The organism is Citreicoccus inhibens, assembly GCF_019039035.1.
In the GTDB taxonomy this organism is placed as follows: domain Bacteria; phylum Myxococcota; class Myxococcia; order Myxococcales; family Myxococcaceae; genus Citreicoccus; species Citreicoccus inhibens.
Window position 1 is genome coordinate 212,986 of sequence record NZ_JAHNZT010000001.1, and the last position, 18,951, is coordinate 231,936.

The 18,951-nt window shown below is 72.1% G+C and carries 3 protein-coding genes; 1 reads left to right on the forward strand and 2 read right to left on the reverse strand.

What is annotated here, in order from left to right:
- The first annotated feature begins 18 nt into the window (after window positions 1-18).
- Window positions 19-16,860: a non-ribosomal peptide synthetase gene (locus tag KRR26_RS00850; RefSeq protein ID WP_217078893.1), complete on the forward strand. Its 16,842-nt coding sequence runs from the start codon at window positions 19-21 to the stop codon at window positions 16,858-16,860.
- A 3-nt stretch (window positions 16,861-16,863) separates the two neighbouring features.
- On the opposite strand, the gene KRR26_RS00855 is transcribed toward KRR26_RS00850, so the two are convergent.
- Together KRR26_RS00855 and KRR26_RS00860 are read right to left on the reverse strand one after the other, a co-directional pair.
- Window positions 16,864-17,652, reverse strand: a complete 789-nt coding sequence (locus KRR26_RS00855) for an outer membrane lipoprotein-sorting protein (protein WP_233576828.1) — start codon at window positions 17,650-17,652, stop codon at window positions 16,864-16,866.
- Entirely contained in the window at window positions 17,652-18,950 is a 1,299-nt protein-coding gene (locus KRR26_RS00860) for an ABC transporter permease (protein WP_217078894.1), read from the reverse strand. Before KRR26_RS00860 ends, KRR26_RS00855 begins: the two co-directional genes overlap by 1 nt.
- Between the last annotated feature and the right edge of the window lies 1 nt (window position 18,951).

The following is an 18,951-nucleotide window of genomic DNA, read 5'->3' on the forward strand; positions in this document are numbered from 1 at the left end:
CTGACTCTCCCTCCGGACATGACCTCCCCTTCCGACCTCGACTCCCTGGACCCGGCTGCGAAGCGCGCGTTGCTTCAGCAGCTCCTGGGACGCCAATCCCCTCGGGCCAACAGCGCCGATGCTCCGCGCGCGACGGGTCCCACGCGTCGCCCTGCCGATGCGCCCGCGGTCCTCTCGCCCGCGCAGGAGCGCATGTGGTTCCTGCACCAACTCCGCCCGGGCACCGCGACGTACGTCGTGCCCTGGGCCGCGGAGCTGCGTGGCCCGGTGGGCCTCGGGCGACTCGATGCGGCCTTGCGGCGACTGCTGGAGCGCCACGCGGCGCTGCGCTCGCGATTCCCCGAGGACGGCGGTCGCCCCCGCCTGGACTTCCTGCCCGTGCCCGCGCGCGTGCTGGACGTGGAGGAGGTGCCAGGCTCGGGTGATGAGGGGCCGTGGGCGGTTCGCCTGAAGGAAGCGGCGTCGCGGCCGTTCGACCTGGAGCACGGGCCGCTGTATCGGTTCCGCCTGCTGCGCGACTCGAGCCCGCGGCACGTGCTGGTGCTCGCGTTCCATCACCTCGTCACGGATGGCGCGTCCATCAACGTGCTGATGCGTGAGCTGGCGGTGCTGCTCGCGGCGGCCACGCGAGGCGAGGCTCCGTCCCTGGCGCCGTTGCCGTTGGAGCTGGCGGACGTCTCGGCGTGGCAGCGCACGCCCGCCGCGTCGGAGCGCGAGCCGGAGCTGCTCGCGTATTGGAAGCGCAGGCTCGATGGCGCGCCTCAACACCTGGACCTCGCCACCGACCTGCCGCGCCCCGCGCAGCGCTCGGACCGGGGCGCGCTGACCGAGCGGCTCTCCCTGCCCGCCGCGCTCGTCGAGTCACTGCGCGCGTTCAGCCGGGAGCAGCAGGTCTCGCCGTTCATGACGGCCCAGGCCGCGTTCGCCGCGTTGATGTATCGCTACACGCGGCAGGACGACTTCTGCGTGGGCACGCCCGTGTCCGGACGCCCGCACCCGTCCACCGAGGGGCTGGTCGGCCTGTTCGTCAACACGGTGGTGCTGCGCACGCAGGTGTCTCCGGCAGATGACTTCGCGGCCCTGCTCGGGCGCACGCGCGCCACCACGCTGGAGGCACTGGCCCATCAAGAGCTGCCCTTCGATCGGCTGGTGCAAGCGCTGGGCGTGGAGCGCAGCCTCAGTCACTCGCCGCTGTTCCAGGTGATGTTCGACCTGTACCAGGTGGAGCATTCGCTCGCGGGCGCCTTCCCAGGGGCGCGTGACGTGCCGCTGGACACAGGCGCGTGCGAGTTCGATCTCCACCTGACGCTCATCGAGAGCACCTCCGGCTTCGAGCTATACGCCCGCTACAGCACCGACCTGTTCCTGGCCCACACGGTGCGGAGGCTCCTGGGGCATTACCTCCAGCTCCTCGGCCATGCGCTGCGCGCGCCGCATACGCGGCTGGACGCGTTGACGCTGCTGTCCCTCGATGAGCGCGCCCAGGTCCTCCAGGACGCGAGCCCGCCTCGGCAACCGTTCCCGTTGGCGTCCGTCTTCCCGGAGCACTTCGACGCGCAGGTCGCGCGCTCCCCCGACGCCGTGGCGCTCACGACGCCTGGGGGCGCGCGGTGGACCTATGCGGCGCTGGCTGCGGACACACGCCGCGCGGCGCGGCGGATGGTGGTCCAAGGCGTGGGCCCGGACATCATCGTCGGCGTGCTGGGGCAGCGCTCCGAGGCCACCGTGCGCGCGCTCCTCGCCGTGCATCAGGCCGGTGGCGCCTATCTGCCGTTGGATGCGCGGCTCCCCCCGGAGCGACTCGCGACGCTGCTGACGGAGAGCCGAGCGCCCTTCGTGCTGGCGCTCGGTGAGTCGGGCCCGGTCCTGGATGAAGTCCTCGCGCGGCTGCCCGAGGCGTCACGTCCTCGCGTCCTGACACTCGATGGCGCCGAGGCCGAGAGCACCGCGCCGTTGGCTCCGCGCGCGACACCAGACACGCTCGCCTATGTGTTGTTCACCTCGGGCTCCACGGGCACGCCCAAGGGCGTGATGATTCCGCACCGGGGCATGCTCAACCACCTGCTGGGCATGCGCGCGGCGCTCGACCTGGGCCCTGGCGATGTCGTCGCGCAGATCGCCGCGCTCAGCTTCGACATCTCCATCTGGCAGATGCTGGGTGCGCTCGTGGGCGGCGGCTCCACGCACCTCATCGACGACGACACCGTGCGAGACGCGCCCCGGTTGGCGCGCGCGTTGGAAGAGGGCCGAGCCACCGTCATGGAGATGGTGCCATCGGTGCTCCAGAACATCCTGGATGGCGCGGCGCCCGATGCCGCGTTCCCGGACATGCGCTGGGTGGTGCTGGGTGGCGAGCCCGTTCCGCCCGCGCTCTGCCGCGCGTGGATGGCGCGCTGCCCGGCGTGCCGCGTGGCGGACGCGTACGGGCCCACGGAGGGTTCGGACATCGCGAGCCTCCACTTCGTGCAGACGCCGCCCGATGGCACCTTCACGCCCATCGGTCGGCCCAAGGCCAACATGGAAGTGTATGTGCTGGACGAGGCGCTCCAGCCCGTCCCGCGCGGCGTCCCGGGTGAGCTGTACCTGGGAGGACTCGGCGTGGCCCGAGGCTACGTGGGCCGGCCCGACCTCACCGCCGAGCGCTTCGTGCCGCATCCCTTCAGCGCCGAGCCGGGGGCCCGCCTGTATCGCTCAGGGGATCTCGGGAGATGGCTGCCAGAGGGGCTGCTTCAGTTCGTCGCCCGCGCCGACCTTCAGGTGAAGGTGCGCGGCGTGCGAATCGAGCTGGGCGAAGTCGAGGCCGCGCTCGCCTCGCTCCCCGGAGTTCGCCATGCCGCCGTCACGGTGCAGCGGCGCGCCGTGGATGATGCGTGGCTGGTGGCGTGGGTGGTGCCGAGCAGCGCCGACGCGCGCATCGAGGACCTCCAGCACTCCCTCTCTCGCCTCCTCCCCTCCTTCATGCTCCCCTCCCGCTGGCTCTCGCGGGACTCCCTGCCACTCACCTCCACAGGCAAGGTCGACCGCAAGGCTCTCGCCTCCCTCCACCTCGACGACTCCGCTCTCCCCTCTTCCGGCGGCCCTCCTCGCGGTCACGTCGAGACTCTCCTCTCCCACCTCTTCCTCCAGGTCCTCTCCCTCCACTCCATCGAGCGCGACTCAAGCTTCTTCCACCTCGGCGGCCACTCCCTCTCCGCCACCCGCCTCGTCTCTCGCATCCGTCACGCCTTCGGCGTTCAGCTTCCCCTCGCCTCCCTCTTCGCCTCCCCCTCCGTCGCTTCCCTCGCTCGCGAGCTCACGCGACTTCAAGGGGCTCCGGTGGACGTTCCGGCGCCGGCGCCTCGGCCCGCGAACGAGCCCCTCGCGCTGTCTCCCGCGCAAGAGCGACTGTGGTTCATCCAGCAGCTCCATCCGGACTCTGGCGCGTACCACATCCCTCAAGCCGTCGAGGTGAAGGGGGCCGTGGACACGGATGCACTCGATGCGGCGCTGCGATTGCTGCTCGAACGGCACCCCGTGCTGCGGATGACGGTGGCCTCTCACCAGGGACAGCCGCGGGCCTCGCTCTCGGAGGTGCCGTCGCGCGCGCTCCAGGTCGAGCGAGTGGAGACCCAGGCTCGCGATGCGAGCTGGATGGAGCAGCGGCTCCTCCAGGAGTCATGGCGCCCGTTCTCGCTGGAGCAGGGGCCGCTGTATCGCTTCCTGATGCTCCAAACCGGCGGCGGTGTCTCGGTGTTGTTGCTCGTCTTCCACCACCTCGTGGTGGATGGCCTGTCGCTGGACATCCTGATGCGCGAGTTGGGCGCGGCCTATGCCGACGCGAGCATCGGAGAGATGCCTTCGCTGCCGTCCGTGCCGCTCCAGTACTTCGACGTGGCCGCGTGGCAGCGCTCGGAGCCTCTGCTCGCGCGGGAGGATGCGCAACTCGGTTACTGGAAGCACCAGCTCGCGGGCGTGCCGGACGTCCTTCAACTCCCGACGGACAAGGCGCGCCCCGCCGTGCTCACGCATCAAGGTGCGTCCACGGGAATGCAGGCCGTGCCCGCCGAGCTGGCGGAGGCCGTGCAAGGCCTCGCGCGAGAGCACCGCGCCACGCCGTTCATGGTGCTGTACGCCGCGTTCGCCGCGCTGCTGTATCGGTACTCGCAGCAGGAGGACTTCTGCGTCGGCACGCCGGTGTCCGGGCGCACGCACCCGGCCACCGAGGGCGTCGTCGGGCTCATGGCAAATACCGTGGCGCTGCGCACGCGACTGGACGGCGGCACGTCCTTCTCGGCGCTGCTGGCGCAGGTGCGTGACACCACCCTGGGCGCGCTCGCACATCAGGATGTGCCCTTCGAGCGGCTGGTCCGTGCCCTCGGCGTGGAGCGTGGGTTGGGACACGCGCCGCTGTTCCAGGTGCTGTTCGACCTGCACCGGGCGCAGGGTTCGCTCACGGAGGCCTTCCGCGGGCTGCGCGCCCGGCCCGTTCCCGTGGACGTGCGCGCCAGCCCGTTCGACCTCGCGCTCAGCGTCCTCGAAGGGCCGACAGGCTTCGAGCTGACTCTCCGCTACAGCGGCGAACTCTTCGAGCCCGGCACCGCGCACGCCTTCGTGGCGCACTACCTCCAGCTCCTCGCGCGGGCCGTGGCTTCGCCCGGAACGCCCGTGGCTCGGCTGTCGTTGCTCGCGCCCGATGCGCGCGCCCAGGTGCTCGTGCCGGCTCGGTCGCCCGCGCCGGACTTCGACCTGGGTACCTGCCTGCCCGAGCGCATCGCGGCGCACGCGCGACGCACCCCCGGACAGGTGGCGCTCGCGTCCTCACAGACGCGGTGGACCTATGCGGCGCTGGAGGAGCACACCACGCGTGCCGCTCGACGGCTGCGCGCGCAGGGCGTCACGACCGAGTCCGTGGTCGCGGTGCTGGGCCAGCGCTCCGAGGCCACCGTGCGCGCGGTGCTGTCCCTGCACAAGGTGGGCGCCGCGTACCTCCCGCTGGACACGCAACTTCCGCCCGCGCGCCTCGCTCAACTCCTGGCCGAGAGCCGCGCGCCCTTCGTCCTTCCGCTGGAGGGCGCGGGAGCCTCGCTGGACGCGGTGCTCTCGGAGCTTCCCGCGTCGCAGCGCCCGCGCGGGGTGACGCTCGACGGACTGGAGACCGAGTCCGCGGAGCCGCTGGTTCCGAACGCCACGCCGACGACGCTCGCTTATGCCCTGTTCACCTCTGGCTCCACGGGCACGCCCAAGGGCGTGATGGTGGACCATCGGGGCATGCTCAACCACCTGCTCGGCATGCAGCAGGGACTGGGCATGGGCCCGGACGACGTGCTCGCCCAGACGGCGCCGCTGTCGTTCGACATCTCCATCTGGCAGATGCTTGGCTCGCTCGTCGCGGGTGGCACCACCTTCGTCGTGGAGGACGAGGTGGTGCGCGAGCCGCCTCGGTTGGCCGCCGCGCTTCAGCAGGCGGGAGTCACCGTCTCGGAGCTGGTGCCTTCGCTGCTGCAAGCGGTGTTGGAGGACTCACCGGAGGGCGCGCTCAACGGGCTGCGAAAGATGGTCACCATTGGCGAGGCCCTGACGCCCGCCACCTGCCGCGCGTGGTTCGAGCGCTACCCGCGCATCCCGCTCGTCAACGCCTACGGCCCCGCCGAGTGCGCGGACACCGCGTCGCTGCACACGATGCACGCCCCGCCCTCCGGCGCGAGCACGCCCATCGGCGCGCCCAAGGCCAACATGGAGCTGTACGTGCTGGACGCGGGGCTTCAGCCCGTCCCGCGCGGCGTCCCGGGTGAGCTGTACATCGGCGGCACGGGCGTGGGCCGTGGCTATCTCGGCCGCCCGGATCTCACCGCCGAGCGCTTCGTACCCCATCCCTTCAGCGCCGAGCCGGGGGCCCGCCTGTATCGGACCGGAGACCGGGGCCGCTGGAACGCGGACGGCACGCTGGCGTTCCTCGGCCGCGTGGACTTCCAGGTGAAGGTGCGCGGCATGCGCTTGGAGCTGGGCGAAGTCGAGGCCGCGCTCGCCTCGCTCCCCGGAGTTCGCCATGCCGCCGTCACCGCGAGGACGCCTCGTCCGGGGGACACGCAGTTGGTGGCGTGGGTGGTGCCGAGCAGCGCCGACGCGCGCATCGAGGACCTCCAGCACTCCCTCTCTCGCATCCTCCCCTCCTTCATGCTCCCCTCCCGCTGGCTCTCGCGGGACTCCCTGCCACTCACCTCCACAGGCAAGGTCGACCGCAAGGCTCTCGCCTCCCTCCACCTCGACGACTCCGCTCTCCCCTCTTCCGGCGGCCCTCCTCGCGGTCACGTCGAGACTCTCCTCTCCCACCTCTTCCTCCAGGTCCTCTCCCTCCACTCCATCGAGCGCGACTCGAGCTTCTTCCACCTCGGCGGCCACTCCCTCTCCGCCACCCGCCTCGTCTCTCGCATCCGTCACGCCTTCGGCGTTCAGCTTCCCCTCGCCTCCCTCTTCGCCTCCCCCTCCGTCGCTTCCCTCGCTCGCGAGCTCACGCGGCTTCAAGAGTCGGCGGTGGAACTCGCGGGACCCACACCCCGGCCCGAGGGAGCGGCCCCCGCGCTGTCTCCCGCCCAGGAGCGGCTGTGGTTCGTCCATCAACTCCAGCCGGACTCCGCAGCCTACAACGTGGGCCAGGCGGCGGAGTGGACGGGCGCGACGGACGCGAACGCACTCGACGCGGCGCTCAGGTGGTTGCTGGAGCGGCACCCCGTGCTGCGCACGGTCGTCGCGTCGCACGAAGGACAGCCTCGGGCGGAGTTCGCGCCTGTTCCCTCTCGCGTGCTGCGCGTGGAGGAGTTCGCCGAGGGTTCCGATGCGCGCACGCGCATGGCCCGGCGGATCAGCGAGGAAGCGGACCGTCCCTTCGAGTTGGAGCGAGGTCCACTCTACCGGGCCCTCCTGCTCCGCACGAACGACACGCACCACATGTTGGTGCTCGTCTTCCACCACCTCGTGGCGGATGCGCTCTCCGCGGGCATCCTGATGCACGAACTGGGCGCCGCCCATGCCGCGCTCGAAGCGGGACATGCGCCCGCGCTGCCTCCCGTGGCGCTCCATCACACGGACCTCGCCACGTGGCAGCGCTCCGAGCCGGTTCGCGCGCGAGATGAGGCCCAGCTCGACTACTGGAAGACCCAGCTCGCCGGAGCGCCCGATGTCCTCACGCTCCCGACGGACAAGCCGCGCCCCGCGGTCCTCACCCACCGTGGAGACAACACGGGCTTTCACCCGCTGCCCGCCTCGCTCGCCGAGGGCATCCGCGCGCTCTGCCGCCAGCATCAGGTGACGCCGTACATCGTGATGTCCGCCGCGTTCGCGGCGCTGCTGCACCGCTACTCACAGCAGGAGGACTTCTGCCTCGGCACGCTCGTCTCGGGCCGAACGCACGAGGCCTTGGAGAGCGTCGTCGGCACGCTCACCAACACCGTGGTGCTCCGCACCCGCGTGGAGCCGAGCGCGCCGTTCACCACGCTGCTCGGCCAGGTGCGCGCGACGACGTTGGAGGCGCTGGCACATCAGGACGTGTCATTCGAGCAGGTAGTGCAGTCGCTGGGCGTGGAGCGCAGCTCCAGCCGCGCTCCGCTCGCGCAGGTGATGTTCGACCTGCACCGCACCGAGCTGTCGGCGGCCAGCGGGTTCCACACGCTCGGCGCGCGGCGCGTGCCCATCGAGACGTGGACGTGCGAGGCCGACCTGTTCCTCACCGCCATCGAGGTGGGTGACGGCTTCGAGGTCTACTTCCAGTACAGCACCGACCTGTTCGAGCCCGCCACGATGGAGCGGCTGCGCAACCACTATGTGCGCCTGCTCGCGCATGCGGTGGCCTCGCCCGCCACGCCCGTGGCCGAGCTGTCGCTGCTGTCTCCCGCCGAGCGTGAGCAGGTGCTGCGGACCTTCAATGCCACCGCGCGCCCCTATCCCGAGGACGCCACCCTCGCGTCCCTCTTCGAGACGCAGGTCGAGCGCACGCCTGACGCGCTCGCGGTGGTGGCGCCACAGGGCTCGCTCACCTTCCGCGAGCTGCACATGCGCGCATCGAAGTTGGCAGCTCGACTCGCCGCGCAGGGCGCGGGGCCCGAGGTCGTGGTGGGCCTGTGCCTGGAGCGCTCTCCGGATGCCGTGGTGGCGCTGCTGGGCATCTTCCTCAGTGGCGCGGGGTGCCTGCCGCTGGAGGCCACCCATCCGGCAGCTCGCCGCGCCACGCTGCTGCGGCAGTCGCGCGCGCGCCTCGTCGTCAGCCGTCCCTCGCTGTTCGCGGAGGTGGAGCTGGGGGTGCCCTGTGTGTCGCCCGAGGGTGACGCGGACGCGCTGCCCGCCCCCCGGCCGCCTGGCGCCGCGAACCTCGCGTACGTGCTCTACACGTCGGGCTCCACGGGGGAGCCCAAGGGCGCGGAGCTGACCCACGGCAACATCGTCCACGCCTTCGCCGCCTTCGACGCGACCTACGCCACGCAGCCCGGGGACCGCTGGGCCTCGTCGGGCAGCTTGTCATTCGACATGCACCTGGAGGAGCTGCTCTTCAGCCTCACGCGCGGCGCCTGCACCGTGCTGCGCGAAGTGGGACCGCTCGGGTTGGGGCACGACCTGCGCGAGCACCGCATCACCCACGCGGTGCTCACGCCGTCGTCGCTCGCCACCGCGCTGGAGGAGCCCGGCGCGTTGGAGGCGTTCCGCACGCTGAAGGTGCTCGTCACCGGAGGCGAGGTGCTGCCGGACGCGCTGGTGAAGCAGCTCGCGTTCACGCAAGGGCGCCTGCTCAACACCTACGGCCCCATCGAGACGAGCATCAACGTCACGGCCGAGGTGACCCGCCCCGACCGTCCGGTGCGCTTGGGCCGGCCGTTGGACCGCTGCCGGCTGTACGTGCTGGACGCGCGCGGCGAGCCGGTTCCCCCCGGCGTCCCCGGCGAGCTGTTCATCGCCGGCACGGGCCTGGGCCGTGGCTACCGCGATCGTCCAGACCTCACCGCGGAGCGCTTCGTGCCGGATCCATTCTCGGACGTTCCTGGCGGAAGGCTCTACCGCACGGGAGACCGGGTGCGGTGGCTCGCGGACGGCACGCTCACCTTCCTCGGGCGCGCGGACTTCCAGGTGAAGGTGCGCGGCGTTCGCGTGGAACTGGAGGAGGTCGAGGCCGCGCTGCTGCGTCAGCCGGGAGTACGCCAGGCGGGCGTCGTGGTGCGGGGGAGCCAGCGCGACACGCGCCTGGAGGCCTTCGTCGTCATCGAGGGCAGTGGCGTGGAGAAGCTGCGCGACGCGCTTGCACGCGCGCTCCCGGATGCGCTCGTTCCCACGCGATTCTTCGCGGTCCCCTCGCTGCCCTTCACCACCAGCGGCAAGGTGGATCGCCGCGCGCTCGCCGCGCTGCCCGTGCCCGAGTTCGAGCGGGCTGAGTCGGAAGGGGAGCCGCCTCGCGGGCCCGTGGAGGTGCTGCTCGCGCAGCTCTTCGGTCAGGTGCTGGGCGTGCCTCAGGTCCGGCGTGAGGACGACTTCTTCCACCTGGGTGGCCACTCGCTCGCGGCCACGCGGTTGGTGGCGCGGGTGCGCGCGGCCTTGGCCGTGGACCTGCCGCTCGTGGCGTTCTTCACCGAGCCCACCGTCGCGGGGCTCGCGCGTGAGGTGGCCGAGCGAAGGGGGAAGTCCTTCGGGATGCCCGCGCCCCAGCCGCTCGCGCCCGATGCGGAGCGCACGCTGTCGCCCGCGCAAGAACGGCTCTGGTTCATCCAGCAACTCCATCCGGACAGCCGCGCGTACCATCTGTCCGAGGCCGTGGAGCTGGAGGGGCCGCTGGACGCCGCCGCGCTGGATGCGGCGCTGCGCTGGCTGTTGGAGCGGCACGCGGTGTTGCGGCTCACGGTCGCCTCGCGCGGCGGGCGCCCCGTGCCGGTGCAGAACCCCGTGCCCACCACGGTCCTCGCCCTGGACACCCTGGGCACCGAGGAGAACTCCGCGGCGAGTCGGCTCCGCTGGATGCGCGATGCCGTGCACGCCGCCTTCGACCTGGAGCGAGGGCCGCTCTACCGGTTCCGATTGCTGCGCGCCGCGCCGGAGCAGCACGTGCTCCTGCTCACGTTCCACCACCTCGTGGTGGATGGGCTCTCCCTGGACGTGCTCTCACGAGAGCTGGGCGAGGCCCATGCCGCCCTCCAACAGCACCGCGCTCCGTCCACGCCCCCCGTGCGCCTGGAGCACGCCGACGTGGCCGCGTGGCAGCGCTCCGCCCCGGTGCTCGCACGCGATGAGGCCCAGCTCGACTACTGGAAGCACCGGCTCGCGGGGGTGCCGGGCGTTCTCAAGCTCACGCCCGACAAGCCGCGTCCGGCCACGCCCACCTTCGCGGGCGCCATCACCGCCGACCATCCGCTGCCCGCGAGCACGGTGCAGGCACTCGATGCGCTCTGCCATGCACGCGGCGTGACGCCGTACATGGTGCTGTACGCGGCCTTCGCGGCCCTGCTCCACCGCTACACGGGCCAGGAGGACTTCTGCGTCGGCACGCCCGTCTCGGGCCGCACGCATCCGGCCACCGAGGGCGTCGTCGGCCTGCTCCTCAACACCGTGGCGCTGCGCACCCAGGTGACCTCGGAGACGACCTTCGCGGCGCTGCTCACGCAGGTCCGCGACACCGTGCTGGAAGCGCTGGCCCATCAGGACGTGCCGCTGGATCGCGTGGTGCACGCGCTGGGCGTGGAGCGCTCCACCTCGGCGGCGCCGCTGTTCCAGGTGATGTTCGACCTGGTGCGCGTGGAGCAAGGGCTGGCGAACGCCTTCCCCCACCTTCGCGCGAAGACGCTGCGACCCGAGCTGCTCACCAGCCCGTTCGACTTCTCGCTGTGGGTCGCCAGCGCTGGGGAGGGACAGACGCTCGCGCTGCGCTACGGCACGGAGCTGTACGAGGACACCACGGCCGAGCGCCTCCTGGGCCACTACGCCCGCTTGTTGGAGCACGCGCTCGCATCGCCGTCGACGCCCGTGGGCGCACTGGAAGTCCTCCCGAGCGCCGAGCGACATGCGGTGTTGACCGCGTGGAACGACACCCACGCGGACTACCCGCGCGAGGCCACCCTCGGGGCGCTCTTCACCGAGCAGGCCAAGCGGACCCCCGAGGCCGTGGCGCTGCGCGCAGGGGACACGCAGCTCCGCTTCCGCGAGTTGGAGGCGCGCTCGAATCAGCTCGCTCGGCACCTGCGCCGGATGGGCGTGCGCCGCCAGACGCTGGTGGGGCTGTTCCTCCACCGCTCCGTGGACCTGGTGGTGGCGCTGCTGGGCGTATTGAAGGCGGGAGGCGCCTACGTCCCGCTGGAGCCGTCCCATCCCGCGTCGCGGCTCGCCTTCGTGTTGGAGGACACGGGCGCCACCGTCCTGTTGACCGAGGACGCGCTGGTGGACACCCTGCCTGCCTCGCAGCAGCTCGTGCTGTGTCTGGACTCGGAGTGGGCCCGCACCGCGGGGCGCGAGGACGACGGACCGCTCGCGCCAGAGGCCCACGCGGGCGACCTCGCGTACCTGCTCTACACCTCCGGCAGCACGGGCCAGCCCAAGGGCGTGATGGTCGAGCACCGGGGCGTGGTGAACTACCTGACCTGGGCCCAGCGCGCCTACGCGGTAGCCGCGGGCGAGGGCGCACCCGTCCACTCCTCGCTGGCCTTCGACCTGACCGTCACCAGCCTCCTGGCGCCGCTCCTCGCCGGTCGTCCGGTGGAGTTGGTGCCCGAGGAGGACGGCGTGGAGGGGCTCGCGGCGGCGCTGCGTGCGCGCGGGGACTTCAGCCTCGTGAAGCTGACGCCTTCACACCTCCAGCTCCTGTCCGCGCAGCTCACCGCCTCCGAGCGCTCCGGTCGCACGCGGGCCTTCGTCATCGGCGGCGAGGCGCTCACCGCGCAGGCCGTGCAGTCCTGGCGGCACCACGCGCCCGCCACGCGGCTCATCAACGAGTACGGCCCCACCGAGACGGTGGTGGGCTGCTGCGCCCACACCGTGGGCGCGGACACTCCGGAGGAAGGCACGGTGCCCATCGGGCGCCCCATCGCCAACACGCGTCTGTACGTGCTCGACGCCGCGTTGCGGCCCGTGGCCACGGGCGCACCGGGTGAGCTGTTCATCGGCGGCGATGGCGTGGCGCGCGGCTACTGGCAGCGCCCCGCGTTGACCGCCGAGCGCTTCATCCCGGATGCGTTCTCCTCCGAGCCCGGCGCGCGGCTGTACCGCACCGGCGACCGCGTGCGGCTGCGGCCCTCGGGCGAGCTGGAGTACTTGGGCCGCACCGACTTCCAGGTGAAGGTGCGTGGCCACCGCGTGGAGCCCGGCGAGGTGGAGGCCGCGCTGTGCGCGCTCCCCGGCGTGGAGGCCGCGTGCGTCGTCCTGCGGAACGATGGCGCCACCGGCCCCCGACTCGTGGGCTACCTCACGGGAACGGAGCCCGGCCTGGACACGCAGGCGCTGCGCGACGCGCTCACGCAGCGACTCCCCGCGCACCTCGTCCCCACCGTCCTCGTGGAGATGAAGGCGCTGCCGCTGACGCACAACGGGAAGGTGGACCGCGACGCGCTCCCCGCCCCCGAAGAGGCTGCGGGAAGCGAGGACTTCCTCCCACCCACCACCCCCACCGAGGTCGCGCTCGCGGAGCTGTGGCGCGAACTCCTGGGCGTGCGCCGCGTGGGCGCTCGGGATGACTTCTTCGAGCTGGGGGGCCACTCGCTCCTCTCCGTGCAGCTCTCCGCGCGAGCCCGCGAGCAGTTCGGCGTGGAGCTGCCCGTGGCGGCCCTCTTCGCCACCCCGACCCTCGCCGCGCTGGCCGCACGCATCGACGCGCTGCCTCGCACCCTCGCGGCGATGACCCACCGCGCCCGTGAGACATCCGGGCCCGTGCCCGCCTCGCTCGTGCAGGAGCGGCTCTGGTACGCGCTCCAGCTCCCCGAGGCGCCGCCCTTCGTCGTCATCGCCGTGCTGGTGCTGGAGGGCCCTCTCGACGCTTCGCGCCTGGAGGCCGCGCTGGAGGCGGTCCTGGAGCGCAACGCCACGCTGCGGTCCACCTTCCACCTGGAGGGCAACGCGCTGCTCACGCGGGAGCACCCCATCGCGCGGCCCGTGCTCGTCCGCACGGAGCTGGCGCACCTGTCTCCCGCCGAGGCAATGGAGGCCGCGCGCGCCCTGGCCGTCCGGCATGACCGCGCGCACTTCGACGTGGAGCACGGGCCGCTGTATCGCTTCGAGCTGGCCCGGCTCGCGAGCGACGGCACCGGGCACGCGCTCATCGTGGCCATGAGCCACCTCGTCAACGACGGCATCGGCCTGGGTGGCTTCTTCCAGGAGCTGGCCGCGGCCTATCGCGAGGCGAACGCGGGACACCTGCCCCTGCTCGCGCCCGCGCCGCACCCGTACGCGGACTTCGCGCGCTGGCAGCGTGAGCCCAAGCACTTGCACGACGTGGACGCGGCGCTGGAGTCCTGGAAGCAGGCCCTGGCGAACGCGCCGCCCGTGCTGGACCTGCCGCTGGACTTCGCGCGCCGCGCGCCAGCCCTCAACGCCAACATGCGGCCCGAGCCGCTGACGCTCGCCTCCGAGCACTGGACCGCGCTCCAAGCGCTGGCCCGGAGTGAGGGCGTGTCCGCCTTCACCGCCGTGCTCGCCCTCGTGCAGCTGTGGCTGCACCGCCTCAGCGCGCAACCGAACGTGGTGGTGGCCTCGCCGTTCTCCGGCCGTGTGCTGCCCGGCACGGAGCAGCAAGTGGGCTTCTTCGCCAACGTGCTGCCGCTGTGCACCGAGGTGGCCGGAGCGCCGTCCTTCCGCGCGCTCCTGCGCCGCGTGTGGAGCGTGGTGGGCCACGCGACCGAGCACCAGGAAGTCCCCTTCAAGCGCATCGCGGACGCCGTGCAGCCGGACCCCCAGCGCAGCGCCCCACCGCTGGCGCAGGCGCTGCTCTTGCTCGACAGCCCTGGCGCGCTCGACTTCGCGGGCCTGGGCGCCACGTATCTGGAGGGCGACAGCGTCATCCCCGCCTATGACGTCGTGGTGCAGCTCATCGAGCGACCGGAGGGTGGCACCGTCGGCGTGCTCGCCACGGACAGCGCCCTCTTCGCCCCTGGCACGGCACGCCGCATGGCGCGGGCCCTGGAGCAGTTGCTGTCCGAGGTCATCCGCGCTCCGGACGTCTCCCTCCCGCGGCTGTCGCTCCTGTCTCCGGAGCAGCGCGCCCATGCCCTCACGTCCCTGGACGGCGGGCCGCAGGACGTGCCTCCCGGTGCATGCGTGCACACCCTCTTCGAGGCCCAGGTGCGGCGCTCGCCCCACGCGCCCGCCGTGGCGCATGGCGACAGCACGTGGAGCTACGCGGAGCTCAACGCCCGCGCGAACCTCCTGGCCGCGCGCCTGCTCGCGCAGGGACTCCAACCCGAGGAGCGCGTGGGCGTGGTGATGGAGCCCTCCAACCAGGGCATGGCCGCGCTGCTCGGCATCCTCAAGGCGGGGGGCGCTTACGTACCGCTCGACGCGGGATGGCCGGAGCCGCGCAAGCGCTCGGTGCTGTCGCGCTCGGGCGTGCGCCGCATGTGGGTGGACGCGGAGGTGCTCGCGTCGCATGCGGAGTGGGTGGCGCACGTGGAGGTTCCACCGCAGCCGGACACCGTCGCCGAGGACCTGGCCCCCGGGCCGCGCCCCGTGGCGAACTCGCAGCTCGCGTACATCGTGTTCACCTCCGGCTCCACCGGCGAGCCCAAGGGCGTCATGGTGGAGCACCGCTCGGTGGTGAACCACAACGTGGCCCTCGCGCGGCGCTTCGGCCTGCGCCCGGGGGACCGGATGCTCCAGTTCGCGCCACTCAGCTTCGACGCCGCGGCGGAGGACCTGTACCCACCGCTCGTCGTGGGCGCCACGGTGGTCATGCGCAGCGGACTGGTGCCGGCGCATACCATGACGCCGTACCTGGAGGAGATGGGCATCACGATCATCAGCCTGCCCCCCACGTACATCGAGGAGTGGATCCGCCAGATGGAAGCGCACGGCCAACGCGTGCCCGCGCGGCTGCGGCTGCTCGCGCCCGGCGGCGATGTCCTCAAGCGCGAGGCCTTCGAGGCCTGGAATCGCGTGGGCGGCGACCACGCCCCGTGGCTGAACGTCTACGGCCCCACCGAGTGCACCATCACCTCGGCCACCTGCGACATCCCGGGCCCCGAGGGCGTGGGCGCCGACGCGACGTTCCCCATCGGGCGCCCCATCCCTCGCGTCCGCTTCTATCTGCTGGATGAGCAGGGCGAGCCGGTGCTGCCGGGCCTGCCGGGCCGCGTGTTCATTGGCGGCGCGGCGCTGTCGCGCGGCTACCTGGGCGCACCGGACCTCACGGCCGAGCGCTTCCTGCCGGATCCATTCGCGTCCGAGCCCGGCGCGCGCCTGTACCACACGGGCGATCTCGCCCGTCAGCAGCCGGATGGGCGCCTGCGCTTCCTCGGCCGCGCGGACCACCAGGTGAAGATTCGCGGCTTCCGCATCGAGCTGGCCGAAATCGAAGCCTGCTTGCGCCGCTTCGCGGGCGTGGAGGAGGCCGTCGTGGTGGCGCGCACCGGCACCGCGGGGCAGACGCAGTTGTGCGCATACCTCCAGGCCTCGCCCGCCACCGTGCGCGCGGAGGCCCTGCGGCAGCACGTGGGCGCGCAGCTCCCGGCCTACATGGTGCCGGCGGACTTCGTGGTGCTGGAGGCCCTGCCCGTCAACGCGAACGGCAAGGTGGATCGCCACGCGCTGCCCGCGCCCGAGTCACTGGCGCCGCCCCCGCCGGCCATTCCCGTCGAGAGCGCGCCGGCCGAGCGACACGAGACGCCCTTCCGCTCCACGCTGGAGATGGCGCTGGGCCGGCTGTGGCGCGAGGTGCTCGGCCGCCCGGAGGTGCGCGCGGACGACGACTTCTTCCTGCTGGGCGGCGACTCCATCCTCGCCATGCGTCTGTTGGGGCGCATGGAAGAGGAGCTGGGCATGCCCGTGCCGCTGGCCACCCTCTTCCAGTACCCGATGCTGAAGGAGACCACGGACGCGGTGCGTGAGCTGCTGGAAGAGGGCCCGCCGCGCACCAGCGTGGTGTCCCTGTCCGGTCCGAGCACGCCCGCGGACGCGCCGCCCGTCTTCCTCTTCCACCCGGCCGACGGCGAGCTGCACTACTACCGTCACCTCACCCCGCTGCTGGAGCCGCGCCTGCGCTGCTACGGCATCCAGGCGCCGGAGACGGTGACGAAGCACGGCCACGCCACCTTCGACGAGCGGCTGGCCGCCTACGCGCGAGACATCCGCGAGGTGCAGCCCCACGGACCGTATCGACTCCTGGGCTACTCGTATGGCGGATACCCGGCCCTCGGCGTCGCCGCGCTGCTGGAGGCCGCGGGAGAGAGCGTGGAGGTGCTCGCGATGGTGGACTCGCTGCCCGCGCTCGACGGCGCAAGCAAGCCGGAGGATCCGGTGCGCGCCATGGCGGACGAGTTCAACGTGCTGGACGCCGCATTGGAGGCGGAGCTGGCCACGCTGAACGAGGCCAGGCGATGGGAGCGCGTGGCCGAACTCGGGCGAGAGCGCGGCATGTTGGCCCCCCACTTCGAGGGGCGAGACCTGCGGCGCATCTGGCGCGTGCTGGGCGAGGTCTTGGTGCCGCAGGTGATGGGCTGGAAGGTGCCCACCTTGCGCGCGCGCGTGGTGCTGTTCGCCAGCGCCGCGTCCCGCGCCGAGCAGGGAGAGCGGCTCGGCTGGGAGCGCCACCTGGAGCCGGCGCGCCTGGAGTGCGTGGCGCTGCCGGGTTCTCACTTCGGCACGCTCCAGTCGCCCAATGTGGACGCCCTGGCGCGGCGGGTGCTGGCCCGGGTGGGCGCGGGGGAGGCGACGTGAGCGCTACCGCATCCGCGACTCGAGCCACGCCTTGGTGAAGATGTTGGCGTCCAGCGGCGCCAACTCCACCTCTTCGTAGCGGACGAGCATCTGCGAGCCCTGCTGCTCGTCCGTCTCCAGCACCTCGCGGTAGTGCAGCACCTGCTGCTGCGACACCGGGTCCTTGAAGCGCTGGTAGCTGCGCACGATGTCGGTGCGCAGCGGCTTGCCCGAGGGCGCGTACCCCACGCGCTTGACGATGTTGTTCTGAGGATCCACCCACAGGCGCAAGAGGGCGAAGGGCACGGTGCCGTTCGGATCCTTCGCGGTCAGCAAGAGCTTGCGGTAGGCCACCCCGCTGACGCTCTCCTGCCCCTCCTCCGCGGCGGTGTAGTCCTCCGCCAGCCGCGAGCGATCAAAGTCCGTCTCGCACGCGAACGTGGTGAGCACGTTGGTGCGCTGGGTGGTTCGACGCCACGCCCCCGTCCCCGGGTCGTACTCCCAGAGGTTGCGCCCGATGCGCAGGTAGCCCTGGCCCGCCAGGTGCGCCGGCTGCGTGGACACGAAGAGCAGCTCGCGCGTCTTCTCGCGGCGGTAGACGTTCACCTCCAGCGCCCGCTTGGTGCCGTCCTTCTTCGTCTCGAACATGCGGACGACGCCCTTGTAGTCGCTGGCGAAGGACATCTTCTCGTCGATGTGGCGCAGGAGCGCCTCGGGCGCGAGCTTCGCCTCGGCCTCCGCCGCGGCGCCCACGGCGGGCAGCAGCAGCGCGATTCCAAGCAGGACAGCGGACACCCGGGGACGTGCGTGCATCACAGGGACTCCATGGCGGAACGGGGAGAAAGAGAAGCCGCCTTCAGCGCGGGGAGGATGGAAGCCAGCCCCGCGCCCAGCGTCACGACGAGCACCGCGACGAGCGCGTGCGCCAGGGCCGGGGCGAGCGGAAGGGTACCACTGAAGAACACGGTGGCGAGCGCATCGGGCAGGGGCAACACGTCACGCAGCAGCACGCCCAGGCCCGCCGCGGCGCCCGCGCCCAGCGACGAGGCGAGCAGCCCCAGCACCAGCCCCTCCAGCACGAAGGCCGTCACCACCGCGCCGCGCTGCATGCCCATGGCGCGCAGCGTGCCAATCTCGCGCTGCCGCTCGCGCACCGCCACGCTCAGCGAGACGAAGAGGCCCACGCCCACCACGGCGAACACCACCGCGCCCACCAACACCAGCAGCACGCCGAGCCCCTGGTCCACGAACTCCAGGAACGAGGCCTCGTCCTCCCACGAGCTGACGTCCACCTTCTGGCCCACCCAGCCCTCGCGCAGGAGCGGCGCCAGCTTGTCGCCGTAGGCCTCGTGCGACGCGGGCAGCACGTGGAGGCCCGACTCGCGCAGCCCATCGCGAACGCGCGTGGCCAGCGCGTCCAGGTCCGTGCCCTCGCCGCACATGAGCTGCACCACGCTGGCGGCCTCGGCGCGATAGCCGTACAGCTCGCGCAGCGTCGCGTTGGAGACGAGCAGGCCCGCCGACTCGCCCAGCGCACCGGCGCGCTCCAGCACGGCCACCACCTCCAGGTCCACGGCGTTGCGCCGGCTGCCCGGCATCTGCACGTACAACGTCGCCAGGTCTCCAATCTTCACGTGCAGCTTGTCCGCCAGCGGCGCGGACAGCGCCACCGTGCGCCGGCGGGACAGGCTCTCCATGCTGCCGGCCCGCAGTCGGAAGTGTGCCAGGGACGCGCGCTCCTGCTCGGCGTCCAGGCTCATCAAGAAGGAGCGCACGCGGCGCGCCCCGGCTCCGGCGGTCGCCACGCCTCGGCCTCGCTCGCGCACGACACAGCCCGCGGGCAAGCGCGACGTCAGCGCGCTGCGCACCGGGCGCGTATCCCCCATCACCGGGAAGAGGGAGTCGGGGTTCTCCTTGAAGTAGCCTCCCACGTTGAGATCGCCGCTGATCCACGTGCGCACGGCCTCGCGCTGCGCCGCCGCGACGCCCGCCTTCAGCGCCATCACGCCCACCAGCACCGCGCTGGCTCCGGCCAGCACGGCCACGAGCAGCAGGCCTCGCTCGCGATGGGCCAGCACGCTGCGCCAGACGATTTGAAGAAGCGCTCGCATG